At 46.5% G+C, this 15,067-nt stretch carries 13 protein-coding genes; 7 read left to right on the top strand and 6 right to left on the bottom strand.

The genetic code is table 11. The annotated features are described in order from the left end of the window. Positions 1–71: 71 nt before the first annotated feature. The gene (hemG, locus tag ABU615_RS02765) at positions 72–602 is read right to left on the bottom strand and encodes a menaquinone-dependent protoporphyrinogen IX dehydrogenase (RefSeq protein WP_367487737.1); all 531 of its coding nucleotides are present in this window, start codon (positions 600–602) and stop codon (positions 72–74) included. A gap of 153 nt (positions 603–755) precedes the next feature. On the opposite strand from hemG, the gene ABU615_RS02760 reads away from it, so the two are divergent. Then, complete coding sequence (locus ABU615_RS02760) at positions 756–2,474, top strand: proline--tRNA ligase (RefSeq protein WP_370389166.1); 1,719 nt, start codon at positions 756–758, stop codon at positions 2,472–2,474. A gap of 182 nt (positions 2,475–2,656) precedes the next feature. Here ABU615_RS02760 and nadE read toward each other — a convergent pair whose 3' ends face one another. Beyond that, positions 2,657–3,448, bottom strand: a complete 792-nt coding sequence (gene nadE, locus ABU615_RS02755) for an NAD(+) synthase (RefSeq protein WP_367487740.1) — start codon at positions 3,446–3,448, stop codon at positions 2,657–2,659. 356 nt (positions 3,449–3,804) lie between these two features. Between nadE and ABU615_RS02750 the strand changes: the two genes are divergently transcribed. The 5 genes from ABU615_RS02750 (at position 3,805) to ABU615_RS02730 (ending at position 8,486) form a co-directional block, all read left to right on the top strand. Then, positions 3,805–4,047 (top strand): recombinase RecA, encoded by a 243-nt coding sequence (locus ABU615_RS02750; RefSeq protein ID WP_367487743.1) that lies wholly within the window; start codon positions 3,805–3,807, stop codon positions 4,045–4,047. Between the two features lie 336 nt (positions 4,048–4,383). Next, positions 4,384–4,770 (top strand): gamma-butyrobetaine hydroxylase-like domain-containing protein, encoded by a 387-nt coding sequence (locus ABU615_RS02745; RefSeq protein WP_367487746.1) that lies wholly within the window; start codon positions 4,384–4,386, stop codon positions 4,768–4,770. Positions 4,771–4,844: 74 nt separating this feature from the next. Then, positions 4,845–5,582, top strand: coding sequence for a bifunctional demethylmenaquinone methyltransferase/2-methoxy-6-polyprenyl-1,4-benzoquinol methylase UbiE (ubiE, locus tag ABU615_RS02740; protein WP_267389944.1), 738 nt, complete (start codon positions 4,845–4,847; stop codon positions 5,580–5,582). 71 nt (positions 5,583–5,653) lie between these two features. Further along, positions 5,654–7,096, top strand: a complete 1,443-nt coding sequence (locus ABU615_RS02735; RefSeq protein ID WP_370389165.1) for an aminoacyl-histidine dipeptidase — start codon at positions 5,654–5,656, stop codon at positions 7,094–7,096. A 196-nt stretch (positions 7,097–7,292) separates the two neighbouring features. After that, positions 7,293–8,486 carry an LD-carboxypeptidase gene (locus ABU615_RS02730; protein WP_370389164.1) on the top strand — a complete coding sequence of 398 codons (1,194 nt, stop codon included), beginning with the start codon at positions 7,293–7,295 and terminating at the stop codon, positions 8,484–8,486. 40 nt (positions 8,487–8,526) lie between these two features. On the opposite strand, the gene ABU615_RS02725 is transcribed toward ABU615_RS02730, so the two are convergent. Continuing rightward, positions 8,527–8,970 (bottom strand): Rrf2 family transcriptional regulator, encoded by a 444-nt coding sequence (locus ABU615_RS02725; RefSeq protein ID WP_370389163.1) that lies wholly within the window; start codon positions 8,968–8,970, stop codon positions 8,527–8,529. 84 nt (positions 8,971–9,054) lie between these two features. Further along, positions 9,055–10,269 carry an NO-inducible flavohemoprotein gene (gene hmpA, locus ABU615_RS02720; protein WP_370388120.1) on the bottom strand — a complete coding sequence of 405 codons (1,215 nt, stop codon included), beginning with the start codon at positions 10,267–10,269 and terminating at the stop codon, positions 9,055–9,057. Between the two features lie 276 nt (positions 10,270–10,545). On the opposite strand from hmpA, the gene lgt reads away from it, so the two are divergent. After that, positions 10,546–11,397: a prolipoprotein diacylglyceryl transferase gene (lgt, locus tag ABU615_RS02715; protein WP_370388119.1), complete on the top strand. Its 852-nt coding sequence runs from the start codon at positions 10,546–10,548 to the stop codon at positions 11,395–11,397. Between the two features lie 82 nt (positions 11,398–11,479). On the opposite strand, the gene ABU615_RS02710 is transcribed toward lgt, so the two are convergent. Together ABU615_RS02710 and ABU615_RS02705 are read right to left on the bottom strand one after the other, a co-directional pair. Next, complete coding sequence (locus tag ABU615_RS02710) at positions 11,480–13,846, bottom strand: DNA translocase FtsK (RefSeq protein ID WP_370389162.1); 2,367 nt, start codon at positions 13,844–13,846, stop codon at positions 11,480–11,482. Positions 13,847–13,956: 110 nt separating this feature from the next. Continuing rightward, the gene (locus tag ABU615_RS02705; RefSeq protein WP_370389161.1) at positions 13,957–15,063 is read right to left on the bottom strand and encodes an anhydro-N-acetylmuramic acid kinase; all 1,107 of its coding nucleotides are present in this window, start codon (positions 15,061–15,063) and stop codon (positions 13,957–13,959) included. Positions 15,064–15,067 lie beyond the last annotated feature (4 nt).

Below are 15,067 nucleotides of genomic sequence, written 5' to 3'. Positions count from 1 at the left end.
TTTTTTATGATTAATAGTATGCAATTTTCTATTTTAAAGGCGATTTTGTGATTGTAATATCAGGTTTGAGTTTATTTGGTTAGTTTGAGTATCTGTTCTCCAAATTCTCTTACTTTTTTCCAGTCTGTATATTCGATATGCGCATTAAGATTGGTTTCGCCTTTGTTTAGTTTCATTACTAAGCGCATCATATATCGATCAATAAGATTGTATCTGGCATAGTGCAATTCTCCGGCGAAAATGCCGATTGTTTGAGGCTGCCAAGGGCTTTTGGCGAAGAATTTGCGCGTATAAGTATGGGTTTGCGGTGTGTTGCGATGTGGTTTGTTGGCCAATATGCTGACGCTGTAAAAGGCACTAGGGGTGCTGTTGAGGATGTGCTGATTTTGAATAATCCAGGGTGCCAATGCAGCTGCATAGTGTCCATAGCGAATAGAGGCTCCAATAATTATTTTATCATATTCTCCTGACTGAAGAATGGGAGCATCTGCGAGATTTACTATGTCTACTGTAATACCAGCTGCTGTCCACTGCGCTTCCAGTTTCTGGGCTATTTTCTTGGTGTAGCCGAAGCGGCTGCTATAAATGAGCAGATATTTCATAGTGGATATTTGGTGGTTGATTTAGATAAATCATATCACGCCTAATGGATTTTGCTCAGGCTTTTGTTGCTGAAAAATTTATTTTTACTATAAGGGATATGCTTTTTTAGTGGCTGGAGGCTGGTACAATGGCGGCTGTTTTGGGAGATTTTTATGAAAGCCAGTCAGTTTTATATTTCGACTTTGAAAGAAGCTCCGGCAGAAGCGGAGCTGGCCAGCCATAAACTTATGTTGCGGACAGGGATGATTCGTCGTTTAGCCAGTGGTCTGTATACTTGGATGCCAATGGGTTTACGGGTGTTGCGCAAGGTAGAACGTATTGTGCGTGAGGAAATGAATCGCGCCGGTTCGATTGAGCTGCTGATGCCGGTGGTGCAACCTGCGGAGTTATGGCAGGAAAGTGGGCGCTGGTCGTTTTATGGTAAGGAATTGTTGCGAATTACAGACCGCCATGAACGTGAGTTCTGTCTGGGACCGACCTGTGAAGAGGTCATTACGGATATTGTGCGCAGTGAGATTCGTAGTTATAAGCAGCTGCCAATGAATTTTTATCATATCCAGACTAAATTCCGTGATGAGGTGCGGCCACGTTTCGGGGTAATGCGTGCGCGTGAGTTTGTGATGAAAGATGCTTATTCTTTTCATACGACATTTGAATCATTGCAACAATCGTATCAGGATATGTTTAATGCGTATTGCAGGGTGTTTGACCGGCTGGGTCTGGATTATCGACCAGTTGCGGCTGATACAGGCAGTATTGGTGGTACGGGGTCGCATGAATTTCAGGTACTGGCGGAAAGCGGTGAGGATGTAATTGCGTATAGTGATGGGTCTGATTATGCGGCTAATGTTGAGCTGGCTGCTACTTTGCCGCTAAGTGGTGAACGTCATAGTGCTGCTGAAGAGTTGTCTAAGGTGCATACGCCGAATGTGCGCAGTATTGATGAATTAGTGGCTTTTTTGAATGTGCCGGTAGAACAGACGCTGAAGTCGCTGGTGGTTGAGGGCGAAGAAGAGGGTACAGTGGTGCTTTTGCTTGTTCGTGGCGATCATCATCTGAATGAAATTAAGGCTGAGAAGCTGGCCGGTGTGAAAGCACCGTTGACGATGGCATCGGTGGCTGCAATTGAGAAAGCTTTTAATGGTGCCCATGGTGGTTCGTTGGGACCAGTGGGTTTTAATGGTAAGGTCTATGCTGATTTTGCTACGGCAAAAGCAGCTGATTGGGTAATCGGGGCCAATGAGGATGATCATCATTATACCGGATTTAATTTTGGCCGCGATGCGGCAGAACCGGAATTTGTGGATTTACGTGAGGTGATTGCTGGTGACCCGAGCCCGTGTGGTCAGGGTAGTCTGAAGCTGGCTCGAGGTATTGAGGTAGGGCATGTATTTCAGCTGAGAACTAAATACTCAGAGGCGATGCAGGCTACAGTACTGGACCAGAACGGCAAGAATGTTGTGCTGGAGATGGGGTGTTACGGTATCGGTATTACACGGGTAGTAGCGGCTGCTATTGAACAGAATAATGATGAGCGCGGTATTATCTGGACGGAAGCGATGGCGCCGTTTACGGTGGTGATAGTGCCGATGAATTATCGTAAATCTGATACGGTGAAGGCTGCTGCAGATGATTTATACGCACAATTGCAGCAGGCCGGTGTAGATGTGTTGCTGGATGATCGTGATGAACGCTCTGGGGTGCTGCTACATGATTCAGAACTGATAGGTATCCCGCATCGTGTTGTGATTGGTGACCGCGGTCTAAAAGCCGGCAAGGTGGAGTATCAGGCTCGCAGAGAAGCTGAACCAACTGAATTGGATATGAATAATGTGGTGGGATATATCTGTTCTTTGTTGAAGCAAGATTGAGTTTCAAATGTTAATTCAAAAAGCCAGACATAATTTGTCTGGCTTTTTGAATTCAGGATTGGGATAGTTTTTTTAATTTTTGTTTATGGATAACTGCTACGAAATGGTCTAATAATTCTGGATGTTTCAGGTACAGAAATACTGTCGACAAAAAACCAGATTAAAAAATCTGGTTTTTTGTATTAACTGAGTAATTCGGGCGGGATGACACATACCGGTATTGGGTTGATTTTGTGCTGCATGGCGCGATGATAGCGATCGTAGATGGCAAAAACTTCGCGCTCGCGACCGCTGAAATCATCTATGGTGTGGTTGGAGTAAACACCCATTGCCCATTCCAGCTCAGGGTAGGTGGCGCCAATTTGTTCTTCATCGGTTTTGTCTGCATCCCACAAGCCGTCTGTGGGCGGGGCGTCGATTATTTTTTGATCGATATTCAGTTCTTTGGCCAGTTCATATACTTGTGTTTTTAGTAAGTCGGCGATAGGGCTGAGGTCTACGCCGCCGTCGCCGTATTTGGTAAAGAAGCCGACGCCAAAATCTTCTACTTTATTGCCGGTACCGACTACGAGTAGACCACGCTTTTGAGCGTAATAGTAAAGGGCAATCATTCGCAGACGGCTGCGGGCATTGGCTAGTGCTAGCTGAGTTTGCTCATCTTTGTTGTCGCCGATGTCAACGGCCATGGTGAATGAATCGAAAGTACGGGTGAGATCGACCCAGTGTTCTTCAATGTTGTTGAAGCGGCTTTTAAGCTGGCGAATGTGTTCCTGCGCGCGCGCTATTTGGTTTACTTTCTGGTGAATGGGCAATTCTAGTACCAGTGTGGGTAGGCCGGTTTGGGCTGCAAGTGTGGAAACCACGGCGGAATCGATACCGCCGGAGACGCCGACGACGAAACCTTTGCATTTGGCCTGAGCGGCGTAGTCGCGTAACCATTTTACGATGTATTCGATGATGGCTTTGGTTTGCATGGTATGCGTCCTCTGGCTATTTTTGATAGGGTTAATATACTTCTTTAAGTAGTGGCTTGCAAAGTGTATGCATAAAATAGTCTGTACGGATTGGGTTGAATAATTTTTAGGGTATTGCCCAAAAGCTCTGTAGTATGAACGATATTTGCTCAAAGATAGATTATGTTGATTTTGATGTCATTAATTTATTTGTTGTTTACTTTTCCCTGAATCTTGGACGGTAGTGTGTTTTATTTATATCAGTTCGGTGGCACCTTTTAAAACGTTTCGAAGCAAAATCAGGGAGTAGAAAAAATTGAACGCAATAATGCAAACGTAACTTAAAATTAATATTTATGTAATTTAAAAGGTTTGATATGGCTTTTTCTGAATCTGAGCGACAGCAATTGCTAGAACTAAAATTTGTGGGTAGCAAAATTGTTGACAGACTCGAGCAAATGCAGCTCGATTCTTTTGATAAATTACGCAAGGTTACTCCAGATGAAATCCTTAACCAAGGGGTATTGTTAACAGGCTCAGTTTGTTGGAAAAATAGTCCTCAAGCTCAAACCGCTATCAATAATATTTTGCATTTAGTGAAACAAAACAATAATGGGTAAATATGGTAATTTAATTGGAGTTTGTCATTTGTTTTTATGATTAGTGCCTAACATCAGCATTTTCTTGGGTATTTTTTAACTAAAAAAAGCCAGTTTTAGTTTGAATTCTACTGATAATGATTGAACTGCTTGGAATTAATTTCATTAAGACATTTAAGCATACTTAATTCGTTAAATGAATAAAATGATTTATATTTGTCAAGTACTTGAATTCGTTGAATACATTTTTTCTTAATCTGTTCATTATATGTAAATTAGTGATATTACCAATTATGCCGAATGCTTATTGGGTGGGCAGTATAGGGTATATTAGGTTAGAATAGGTATGGTTTCTTAATGTCTTGTGATGGGGATACGGTTTCTATGCAGGAGAAGGTGCCGACAGAAATCCGTTTGTGCCAGAATCGGCAGGTGCTGCGACTGGATTATACTGGACAGACGTTTGAACTGATGGCTGAGTATCTACGTGTATATTCGCCTAGTGCAGAGGTGCGAGGTCATGGTGCGGGTCAAGAGGTATTGCAAACTTGTAAACGCTACGTGACGATAGCCGGTTTACAGCAGGTGGGTAATTATGCTTTGCGTATTGCTTTTTCTGATGGGCATGACACTGGGCTGTATGATTGGGCTTATTTGTATGATTTGGCGATACGTCAGCCTGAGCTTTGGGCTGCTTATGAACAAAAATTATTGCTGGCTGGTGCCAGCCGTGAACCTACCTAATTGAAGCTGCGGCTGGGCTGATGTGGATGGCTGGCTGATTTTATTTGGGCAATGTTTAATTCTGAAAGTGTGGTATGAGCGATCACAAAACTCATTTTGGTTATCAGACTGTTGATGAAGATGAAAAGGCGGGACGCGTTGCCGGTGTATTCCATTCGGTAGCCAAAAACTATGATGTGATGAATGATGTGATGTCTGGTGGTCTGCATCGGGTTTGGAAACATTTTACGATTACCACAGCTCCTTTACGTAAAGGAGATAAGGTGCTGGATATTGCCGGTGGTTCGGGTGATTTGTCGCGTGGTTGGGCCAAACGGGTAGGACACAGTGGTGAGGTCTGGCTGACGGATATCAATTCTTCGATGTTGACAGTGGGGCGTGACCGGCTGCTGAATGAGGGAATGGCTTTGCCAGTGGCATTGTGTGATGCAGAAAAGCTGCCGTTTCCGGATAATTATTTTAATTTGGTATCGGTGTCGTTTGGTTTGCGAAATATGACGCATAAGGATGTTGCACTGGCAGAAATGTATCGAGTGTTGCAGCCTGGTGGAACGCTGTTGGTGCTCGAATTCTCTCATGTATTTAAGCCGCTTAAGCCGGTATATGATTTGTACTCTTTTAAGATGCTGCCACTGATGGGTAAGTTGATTGCGAAAGACGCAGACAGTTATCAGTATTTGGCTGAATCTATTCGTATGCATCCGGATCAGGAGACATTGAAGCAGATGATGCTGGATGCTGGTTTTGATAGTGTGAGTTACCATAATTTAACGGCAGGGGTGGTGGCTTTGCATAAAGGTGTTAAGTTTTAGTTTGTTGGTTGACACTATGTTCAGGCTGCCATATGGTGGCCTGATTTATTTTGTTGGTGATGGATTTAAATATGAATACTATAGAAGATTTACAACCGCAGCCGGTATGGCAATGGTTTGCTCGTTTGTGTGCGGTGCCTCGTCCTACATTTCATGAGCAGGCGGTGCGGGACATGTTGGTGCAGGCTGCACATGAGCGGGGTCTGAACACGGATATTGATGCTAAGGGTAATCTACGTATTCAGAAACCTGCGACAGTAGGTATGGAAAACTATGCACCGGTGGCACTTCAGGCACATATGGATATGGTGGCGCAGAAAGGTGCGGGATCGCTGCATGATTTTAAGCGTGATCCGATACAGATGCAGATTAAGGATGGTTGGATGTGGGCCAACGATACTACGCTGGGTGCAGATAATGGTATTGGTCTGGCTATGGGGCTAGCGGTGCTGTTTGCTGATGATGTGGCACATCCTGATATTACGCTGATTGTGACGGTGGAAGAAGAAATCGGTATGGGTGGTGCGGAAGCGCTGAGTGCTGATTGGTTGCAGATGCCGTATCTGATTAATTTGGATACGGAAGAGGCGGGTGAGATTTTTATTGGCTGTGCCGGTGGAAGAGATGCCAGTATAACCTTGCCGCTAGATTGGCAGTCTAATCAGGCTTCTGCTTGTAGGATACGTGTGTCTGGTTTACGTGGCGGCCATTCTGGCGTAGATATTGATAAAAATCATGCTAATGCTAACGTTTTGCTCGCTCGTGTGCTGGCTGAAATCTATGCGCAGGTACCATTTGCTCTGGGCTCGTGGCAGGGTGGTGAGTTGCGAAATGTGATTACGCGCGAGGCGGAAGCGGTGATTGTGCTGGATGAAGCTAGGGCAAAAGCGTTGCTGGAGCCGATTGCAGCGGTCATTACAGATGAGTGGGCGGAAGAAACGCAGTTATGTATTGAGGTGCTGGCTGCGGAAAATATTCTTCAGGCAGCTTCTCTTGAGAGTACGCAGCAGGCGCTGGATTTGTTGATGGCGGTTCCCAACGGGGTAATGCGTATGAGTCCGGACTTTGAGGGGGTTGTGGAAACATCTTCGAATATGGGAGAAGTCAGAACGGGTGCGGATGGTTTGCTGATTCACTGTCTGATGCGTTCGTTGCTGGAAACGCCAAAAGATGAATTCAGCCTGCGTTTGCAAGCTTTGGCACGTATGGCTGGAGCAAAGCTAGGACTGACGGCTGATTATCCTGGCTGGGCACCAAATCCCGATTCGGCTTTGCTGAAACTGACTAGTGATATTTTTAAGCGCCATTATGGTAAGAAACCGCCATTGCAAATTATTCATGCGGGGTTGGAATGCGGTATTCTGAGTGGAAAAGCGCCGCATCTGGATATGGTATCTTTCGGCCCAACGATCTGTGCGGCGCACTCGCCTAAGGAACGGGTAGAGATTACGGCAGTGGCAGAATGCTGGGCTATTCTGCTGGATTTATTAAAAGCGATACCTCAGCAACATTAAATTATTTTCTGGATGTAGAAAGGCATGGTGATTCCATGCCTTTTGTTAATTTTTTGCTGCTATTAATGACAAACAGGGCTATAGTAGGATTTTATTTAACGGTGCGAACCGGTGGTTTTTGGGTTGCGCTGTTTTGTATGATATTGGCTGCTGTTTTCTCAGCGGAATGAGCTGCCGGAGCAGAAAGTGAGTATTTATGGATTTACAACATCAAAGCCGTCGTGGATTTTTGCGTGCTAGTGCAGCTTTTGCCGGTGCTGGTTTGTTGCAGGCATGTGGCAGTACTCAGAAACCTTCTGTTACACCGGTGTCTGCTTCTAAAGTGCTGAAACCATCTAATGGTAATCTGAATTCTATGCGTATTTTTGCGTGTTCCGGTTTTGGAGAAAGTACCAGCCGCAGTGATTTGGCGGCACAACGTCTGGCTACTGCTGGTTTTGCGGTTTCTAATCAGCAGGCATACGTGCGCCGTTATCAGCGTTTTGCCGGCAGTGATGCTGAACGTGCGGCTGATTTGCAGGATGTGGCCGCTGGCCGTGTGCAAGTTCCTAAAGTGTTGATGGGATTGCGCGGGGGCTATGGGGCGATGCGTATTCTGCCTTTGGTTAATTGGCCGACTTTGGGTGCCCGTATGCGAGAACAGGGTACGCTGCTGTTTGGTTATAGTGATGTGACGGCAGTACAGTTGGCGCTTTTGGCACAGGGGCAGATGTGCAGTTTTGCCGGCCCGATGCTGTATAGTGAGTTTGGTAAGCCACAGATGAGTGAATTCACCATTCGTTCGTTTATAGATAATAGCTGCAATCCGTCGATGTCGGTTGTGGTACCTGCGATGCAGAATTATCAGGTTCGAGCTGAAGGCGTGTTGTGGGGCGGTAATCTGAGTGTGCTGTCTGCGCTGGTGGGTTCCCCTTATATGCCTCAGGTTGAGGGCGGGATTCTGTTTATTGAGGATGTAGGGGAACAGCCTTATCGGATTGAACGAATGCTTCAAACTTTATATCTGAGTGGCATTTTGAAGCGGCAGCAGGCGATTGTGCTGGGCAATTTTCGTATGGGTGCGATACGGGATGTATATGACAGTAGCTATACATTTAATGCGGTGGTACAGACGATGGCGCGTTTGACGCGGATACCCGTGTTAACTGGATTTCCGTTTGGACATACAACTGATAAGGTTACATTCCCGCTAGGGGCACGAGCTAGTCTGCATTCGACCAGTGACGGGGGGTACCAGATTGATTTTAGAGACTATCCGGTATTGAATGCATCGGTACTAGCGTTGAATACGCTGATTCCACAGCCGCCTGCTGCAGAGGGGCTGCTGAATGGAATAATTGGCGCGCCGGTGTCTGAATCTCCTTCATCTGAAACTGAAGATGTGATGTAAGGGTTTTGGCCGGCATTAAATACCGGCTTTTTAATTCGCTCTATTGAGCAAGCCATTTGATAACGGCCTGATTGGTAGCAGGTACTTGAAGCTGTTTGAGGGTATATTGGTTTAGTGATGCGTAAAATGCCTGTTGTGCCTGATTGAACAACTTGGGCAAAAAGCAGAATTCTGTCATGGAGCAGGGGGGCTGCTGGCAGTTGATTAATGTGGTTATTTCGGATGAGGCTTCTTCTAGAGCTTGTACGATTGAGCCTAGTTTAAGCTGTTGGCTGCCGGCAGCCAGTCTGATGCCGCCGTTTCTGCCTTTGAAGGATTCTATCCATCCTGCCTGTGCCATGAAATAGACGATTTTTACCAGATGGTTTCTGGAGACATTAAGCTGTTTGGCTAGGTTTTCTACGGTGGAAAGTTCGGATTCGGGCAGGTATTGCAGGGATAATAAGACGCGCAAACCTAAATCGGTGAAACGGTTTAATTGCATGGCAGACTGTTGGGTTGTTGATGTAATGATTTTGCCCGTTTTCAGCTGCCATGAAAAGTTCAATGTTTAAAAACTGCCGGTTTATCAGGCTGCAAGCTGGCTAAATCCACCTGTGCCAAAAAGTTCCATAAAGATTTGATTCTGGGGGATGTGCAGTTTGCGCAAAGCCTGATATTGGCTATGCATGAATGCTTTGGGTCCGCACAGATAATAGTCGGCATCGCTGGGTAGGAGGCTATTATTCAATTCGGAAAGCTCAAGTCGCCCTTTTTTGTCTGCCATCAGTTCGGTACCAGGATTTTCACAAGCCAGATAGCTATGTAGATTGGGCATGCTTTGCTGCAAGCCGATGATGTGTTGGTGCATGGCTAGTACGTCGCTGTTGCGGCAGGCATGGATAAAGCTGATATGTTGTTGGTTTTTGTTTGCGGCAAGGGTATTGAGTATGGCAATCATAGGAGTAATACCAACACCGGCGCTGATGAGTACGATGCTTTTATCGGTATGGTGTAATAGGAAGGTACCAGTGGGATGGGTGACTTCTATTTCATCTCCGATATGATATTGTTGATGAAGGGTATTGGAAACATAACCTGCTTCATGCTGCTGGTCGGCAGCTTCTTTTTTTATACTGATGCGAAAATAGTCTGGATGGTTGCTGTCTGACAAAGAATACTGACGAGGTTGTTTGATTCCTAACTGGGGCACCATGACGCGGACGGATATATATTGTCCGGGTTGATAGGTGGGTAGTGGTGTATTGTCTGCAGGTTGTAGATAAAAAGATGTGATTTCGCTACTTTCTGGCTGTTTGTCTACAATTTTAAATTTTTTCCAACCATTCCAGCCGCCATAATTCTTTTCCTGCAGCTGGTAAAGATTAGCTTCGGTTTTTATGAGAATATCGGCTAGTTGCTGATAGGCGGCTGTCCATGCTGCTATCAATTCGCTATCCATAGGTACGTTTAATACTTCGCTGATGGAATGTAATAGGTTTGTGCCGACTATTGGATATTGTTCTGGCTGTATGTCGAGGCTGACATGGCGGTGCGCTATTTGGCTGACGGCGTCGCCAAGATTTTGCAATTTGGTGATGTTTTGTGCATAGGCGAGTATGGCTTTGGCAAGTGCCTGCGGCTGTGCATCGTTGCGCTGATTGCCGAGATTGAATGTTTCTTTTAGCTCCGGATGGTTGCTAAGCATTCTATTGTAAAAATAGCGGGTTAGTTCTACGCCGTGTTGCTGGAGTGTGGGTATGGTGGCCTGAATTAGTTCGATTTGTTTGTCAGTTAATTGCATAAGTGCTCTCCTGATTGTTTTAATATGTATATAAAATACATATTTTATGTTAGGCGGCTTGCGTTGTGATGTCAATGCAGTTGAAGATATTTGTGATATTTGCTGCGGCTATCCGTTAGTGGCTAATGTGTGGTTGTAATGAAATTAGGGCATGGTTTGGCTGCTTGAGTTAAACTGTGAGCTGTTTTGGCTGTGGTGTTATGGCCATGGTGTTTATGTCCGGCTGTGAGTTTTTGGCCGGTGCGTTGGGCAGGATATCTGAGGAATGCTAAGTTTATGATGATTCATCCGAATTTTGACCCGGTGCTGGTGCATCTGGGACCGCTGGCGATTCGCTGGTATGCGTTAAGTTATATTGTTGGTTTTTGTTTGTTTATCTGGCTTGGACGACGGCGCATACGAAGCGGACAAACGGTATTTACTAATGAGCTGCTGGATGATTTTATTACCTGGGGTGTTTTTGGGGTGATATTGGGCGGCCGTTTGGGCTATGTGCTGTTTTATCAGCCGGCATTCTATCTGAGCCATCCATTGGAAATACTGAAAGTCTGGCAGGGTGGGATGTCTTTTCACGGCGGATTTGTGGGTGTGCTGGTGGCAATGTTGCTGTTTGCGCGCCGTCACCACTTGCGGTTCTGGGGGGTAGCGGATTTTGTGGCGCCACTGGTGCCGCTGGGACTGGCCTGCGGGCGTATTGGTAATTTTATTAATGGCGAACTATGGGGACGGGTAACCAGTGTGGATGCTTTTTGGGCGATGGGTTTTCCGCATGCGCGAGAAGAAGATATGGCGCTGGTGATGCAGGATCCACAGAAATGGCTGCCGGTATGGGAAAAGTTTCAGATGTTGCCACGTCATCCTTCGCAACTCTACGAGTTTTTGCTGGAAGGTATTGTGCTGTTTGTGATTATGTGGCTGTTTGTGAAAAAGCCTCGTCCTCTGGGACAGACATCGATGTTATTTTTGCTGGGCTATGGAGTGTTTCGTTTTATTGTTGAGTTTGCGAGAGAACCGGATGATTTTTTAGGGTTGCTAGCGATGCATATGTCGATGGGGCAATGGTTGAGTCTGCCGATGATTGTGATTGGTGCCTTTGGTTTTGTATATGCCGGCAAAAGGGCGAAATAGGTTATCAGGATAAAATTTTAAAGCCGCAATCAATTATGGTTGCGGCTTGAGTTTTTTGGAAGCTGGCAGAAGAGACAAAGATTTAGATATTGTCCTTTTGTGCCAGTATGCGCCGGTTGCCTCCCAGCTCGGCGGCAGAAACGATTCCGGCGGCTTCCAGTGCTTCCATTAGGTTGGCGGCACGGTTGTAGCCGATGCGTAAATGGCGCTGGAGGGATGAAATTGAGGTTTTTCGGGTTTCAAGTACAAACGCCACGGCCTGATCGAATAATTCGTCGCTGTTGGCATTTGGGTTAACCTGATTGACGTTGGTTTGTGCGGCTTCTCCAGAAAGTATGCCTTCTACGTATTGGGTAGGTGCCTGCTGCTTGATAAAATTAACAACGGCATGTACTTCTTCATCGGATACAAAGGCACCATGTAGCCGTGTAGGCTCAGCCTGCCCCGGAGGTAAAAACAGCATGTCTCCTTTGCCTAAGAGGTTTTCAGCACCCATCTGGTCGAGAATGGTACGGCTATCGATTTTACTGGATACCTGAAAGGATAGGCGGGTGGGGATATTGGCTTTTATCAGTCCGGTAATGACATCGACGCTAGGCCGTTGGGTGGCCAATATCAGGTGAATGCCGGCTGCGCGGGCTTTTTGTGCCAGACGGGCAATCTGCTGCTCGACTTTTTTTCCTTCAACCATCATTAGATCAGCCAGTTCGTCAATTACCACAACTATATACGGCAGTTTGTTTAGTGGTTCTGGTTCATCTGGATTGGTGCTGAATGGATTAACAAGTGGTGTGCCGCTGGTTTTGGCTACGGCTACTTTGTCGTTGAAGCCACGGATATTGCGTACGCCAACGTGTGCCAGTAGACGATAACGTTTTTCCATTTCAGTTACACACCAGTTCAGTGCCTGTGCCGCTTCTTTCATGTCGGTAACGACAGGTGCAAGTAAATGCGGGATACCGTCGTATACGCTCAGTTCAAGCATTTTGGGGTCTACCATGATAAAGCGGACTTCATCTGGCTGTGCCTTGTACAGAATCGACAATATCATACAGTTAACGCCGACTGATTTACCGGAACCAGTAGTACCGGCTACTAGTAAATGTGGCATTTTGGCCAAACTGGCGATAACAGGTGCGCCTGCGATGTCTTTGCCCATGGCCATGGTCAGTTTATCGCTGGCGTCGTGAAATATTCTAGCGCCTAAAATTTCTGCCAGTAGAACGTTCTGGCGCTGTTCGTTTGGCAGTTCGATACCCATGGTGGTTTTACCAGCAATGGTTTCCACGACTCTTACGCTCTGAACGGAAAGTGAGCGCGCAAGATCTTTGTTGAGATTGACTATCTGGCTGCCTTTTACGCCTTGTGCTGGTTCGATTTCATAGCGGGTGATGACAGGGCCGGTGGTAGCGCTTGTAACGTCTACTTCTACTCCGAATTCTTTTAGTTTGGATTCGATGTGTGCGGCAGTTTGTTGCAGCTCTTCATTGTTGATGGCTGTTGGCTGGCTGGTGGGTTTGGTCAAAAGATTGATTTCCGGTAGCTGTATCAATCCCTGTGTTTTTGTGCTGCCGGCGGGACTGTTAACTGCTGGTTCGGGTATGGTTAGTTCCTGAGCTGTGGGGGCTTCGCTGCGCACGACTACGTTTTTGCGATTGCTACTGGCCACAACCGGTGTATCGATATTTTTGGCAGTGATGGTTTTGGCTTGTTTAACCATGCGCTGTACAGTTTTGTTATTGGGGAATTCGGTAATCAGGCGTTGCGGGCGGCGCAGCAGTTTGCACCATATCCATTCAAATTGCGCCCCGATTTTTTCGATTACCGTTAGCCATGAAACTTGTATTAGTAGCGATAGGCCAATCAGCATCATGAAAATACTGATTACCAGTCCGCCGGTTAGGCCGAAAAATTGTTGCAGTAGATGGCTCAATACCTGTCCGATTAAACCGCCGGCGCCGATGGGCAGGGCTTCTTCTAACAGGTTTGCCAGTACTAAGTTTTCCAGTGTGGGGCTGAAAATCAGTAAGATAATCAGGCCGGTTATGGCTAGCCAACTGCTGTATGGCTTGCTGTTATCGCTGGTGTTGAGTGAACGGGCATTTAGGGGGCGGAAACTCTGATACAAGGCAATTAGTGCTGCAATGATGCACCACCAGACTGAAAAGCCAAAAATGTAATAGCCGATGTCAGCCAACCATGCTCCAGTAAGGCCGGCTAGATTATGGATTTTGTCGAGCTGGACGATGCCGCGCGACCATGCAGGATCGGCCATGTTGAAGCTGGCTAAAGACAGCATGACAAAAATCGTTACCATTAGTGCCAGTAACCAGAATATGTCGTTAATTAAATTCATTAACCAAGGCTGTTTTGGTTTGCTGGCTTTGGTTGATTTTACTTTTTGCGCGGGCTGTTTGCGGGAAACAGATTTTTTTGGTGTTGTTGCCATAAATATTGCGACTGTAGCGGTATTCTTATCTTAAATTAACTGGTTATTATAAAGTCTGTTGGACGGAATACTGGTGCTGGTAACAGGATTTAACGGTTTTTTGCTGATGGTTAAGCCCAGTAGCCGCAGCCAGGAATGCGCGCACCGGCAGCACCGGTGGCGAAGTGAGTGGCTACCGGCTGGCGCTGATACCAGCACGAGGCAAGCCATGCAAAAGCGGCTGCTTCAACCAGTTGTGCTGGAAGTTGTAATGCATCAGTGGTATGCAGGGTGATGTGGTGCCGGCTGAGTAATTGTCTCAATGTTTGCATGAGCAGCATGTTTTGGCTGCCGCCGCCACAGACGTATACGCATTCGGTGTGGGGTGCAGCGCTGATGATGGCGCTGACAGCTGTTTGTGCGGTGAGTTCCAGTAAGGTACGCAATACATCTGCCGGATTTTCTCTACCACTGAGGTAGTGGCTGAGCCAATTCAGGCTGAATAAATCACGGCCGGTGCTTTTGGGATAAGGCTGGGCAAAATAAGCATCGCTAAGCATGGATTGCAGCAGTGACACAATAATTTGCCCATTACTGGCAAGTGTACCGTTGTGATCATATTGTTGTTGCCAGTGTAATTGTACCCATGCATCCATCAGCATATTGGCAGGCCCTGTGTCGAAGCCGAAAGCCGGCCGGCTAGGAGGTAGGACGCTGATGTTGGCTATGCCGCCTAAATTCAGTACTACGCGTGATTGCTGTGTACTGGCAAACACAGCTTGATGAAAGGCTGGAACTAGTGGTGCTCCCTGACCGCCTGCGGCTAAATCGCGGCTACGGAAATCTCCAACTGTGGTAATACCTGTCAGCTCGGCCAGCAGTGCCCAATCCATCAACTGAATACTGTAGTGCTGTTGTGGTGCATGGCGTATGGTTTGGCCATGACAGCCGAGTGCGGTGATGGCTTCTGGCTTTATTTGAGCGTGGCTGAGAACGGCACTGACGGCCTGTGCATTGAGCTGAGCCAGTTGCTGTGCTAGTAGTGCGGCCTGTGCAAGCTCGTTGTGGGCGGGGATTTGTAAAGCAAGTAAATGTTGTTTCAGTTCATCGGGATAAGCAATGAAGGCATGAGCACTGACGCCCCGCCATTTGGTACCGCTGAGTGTGGCCAGCACGGCATCAATTCCATCCATGCTGGTACCTGACATTAGGCCGATATAGTATTGTAAAGGTTGCATGCTG

This window comes from Snodgrassella alvi (assembly GCF_040741455.2).
GTDB classification, from domain to species: Bacteria; Pseudomonadota; Gammaproteobacteria; order Burkholderiales; family Neisseriaceae; genus Snodgrassella; species Snodgrassella alvi_E.
The sequence above is the reverse complement of the archived record's forward strand: the minus strand, read 5'-3'. Positions and strand labels throughout refer to the sequence as shown.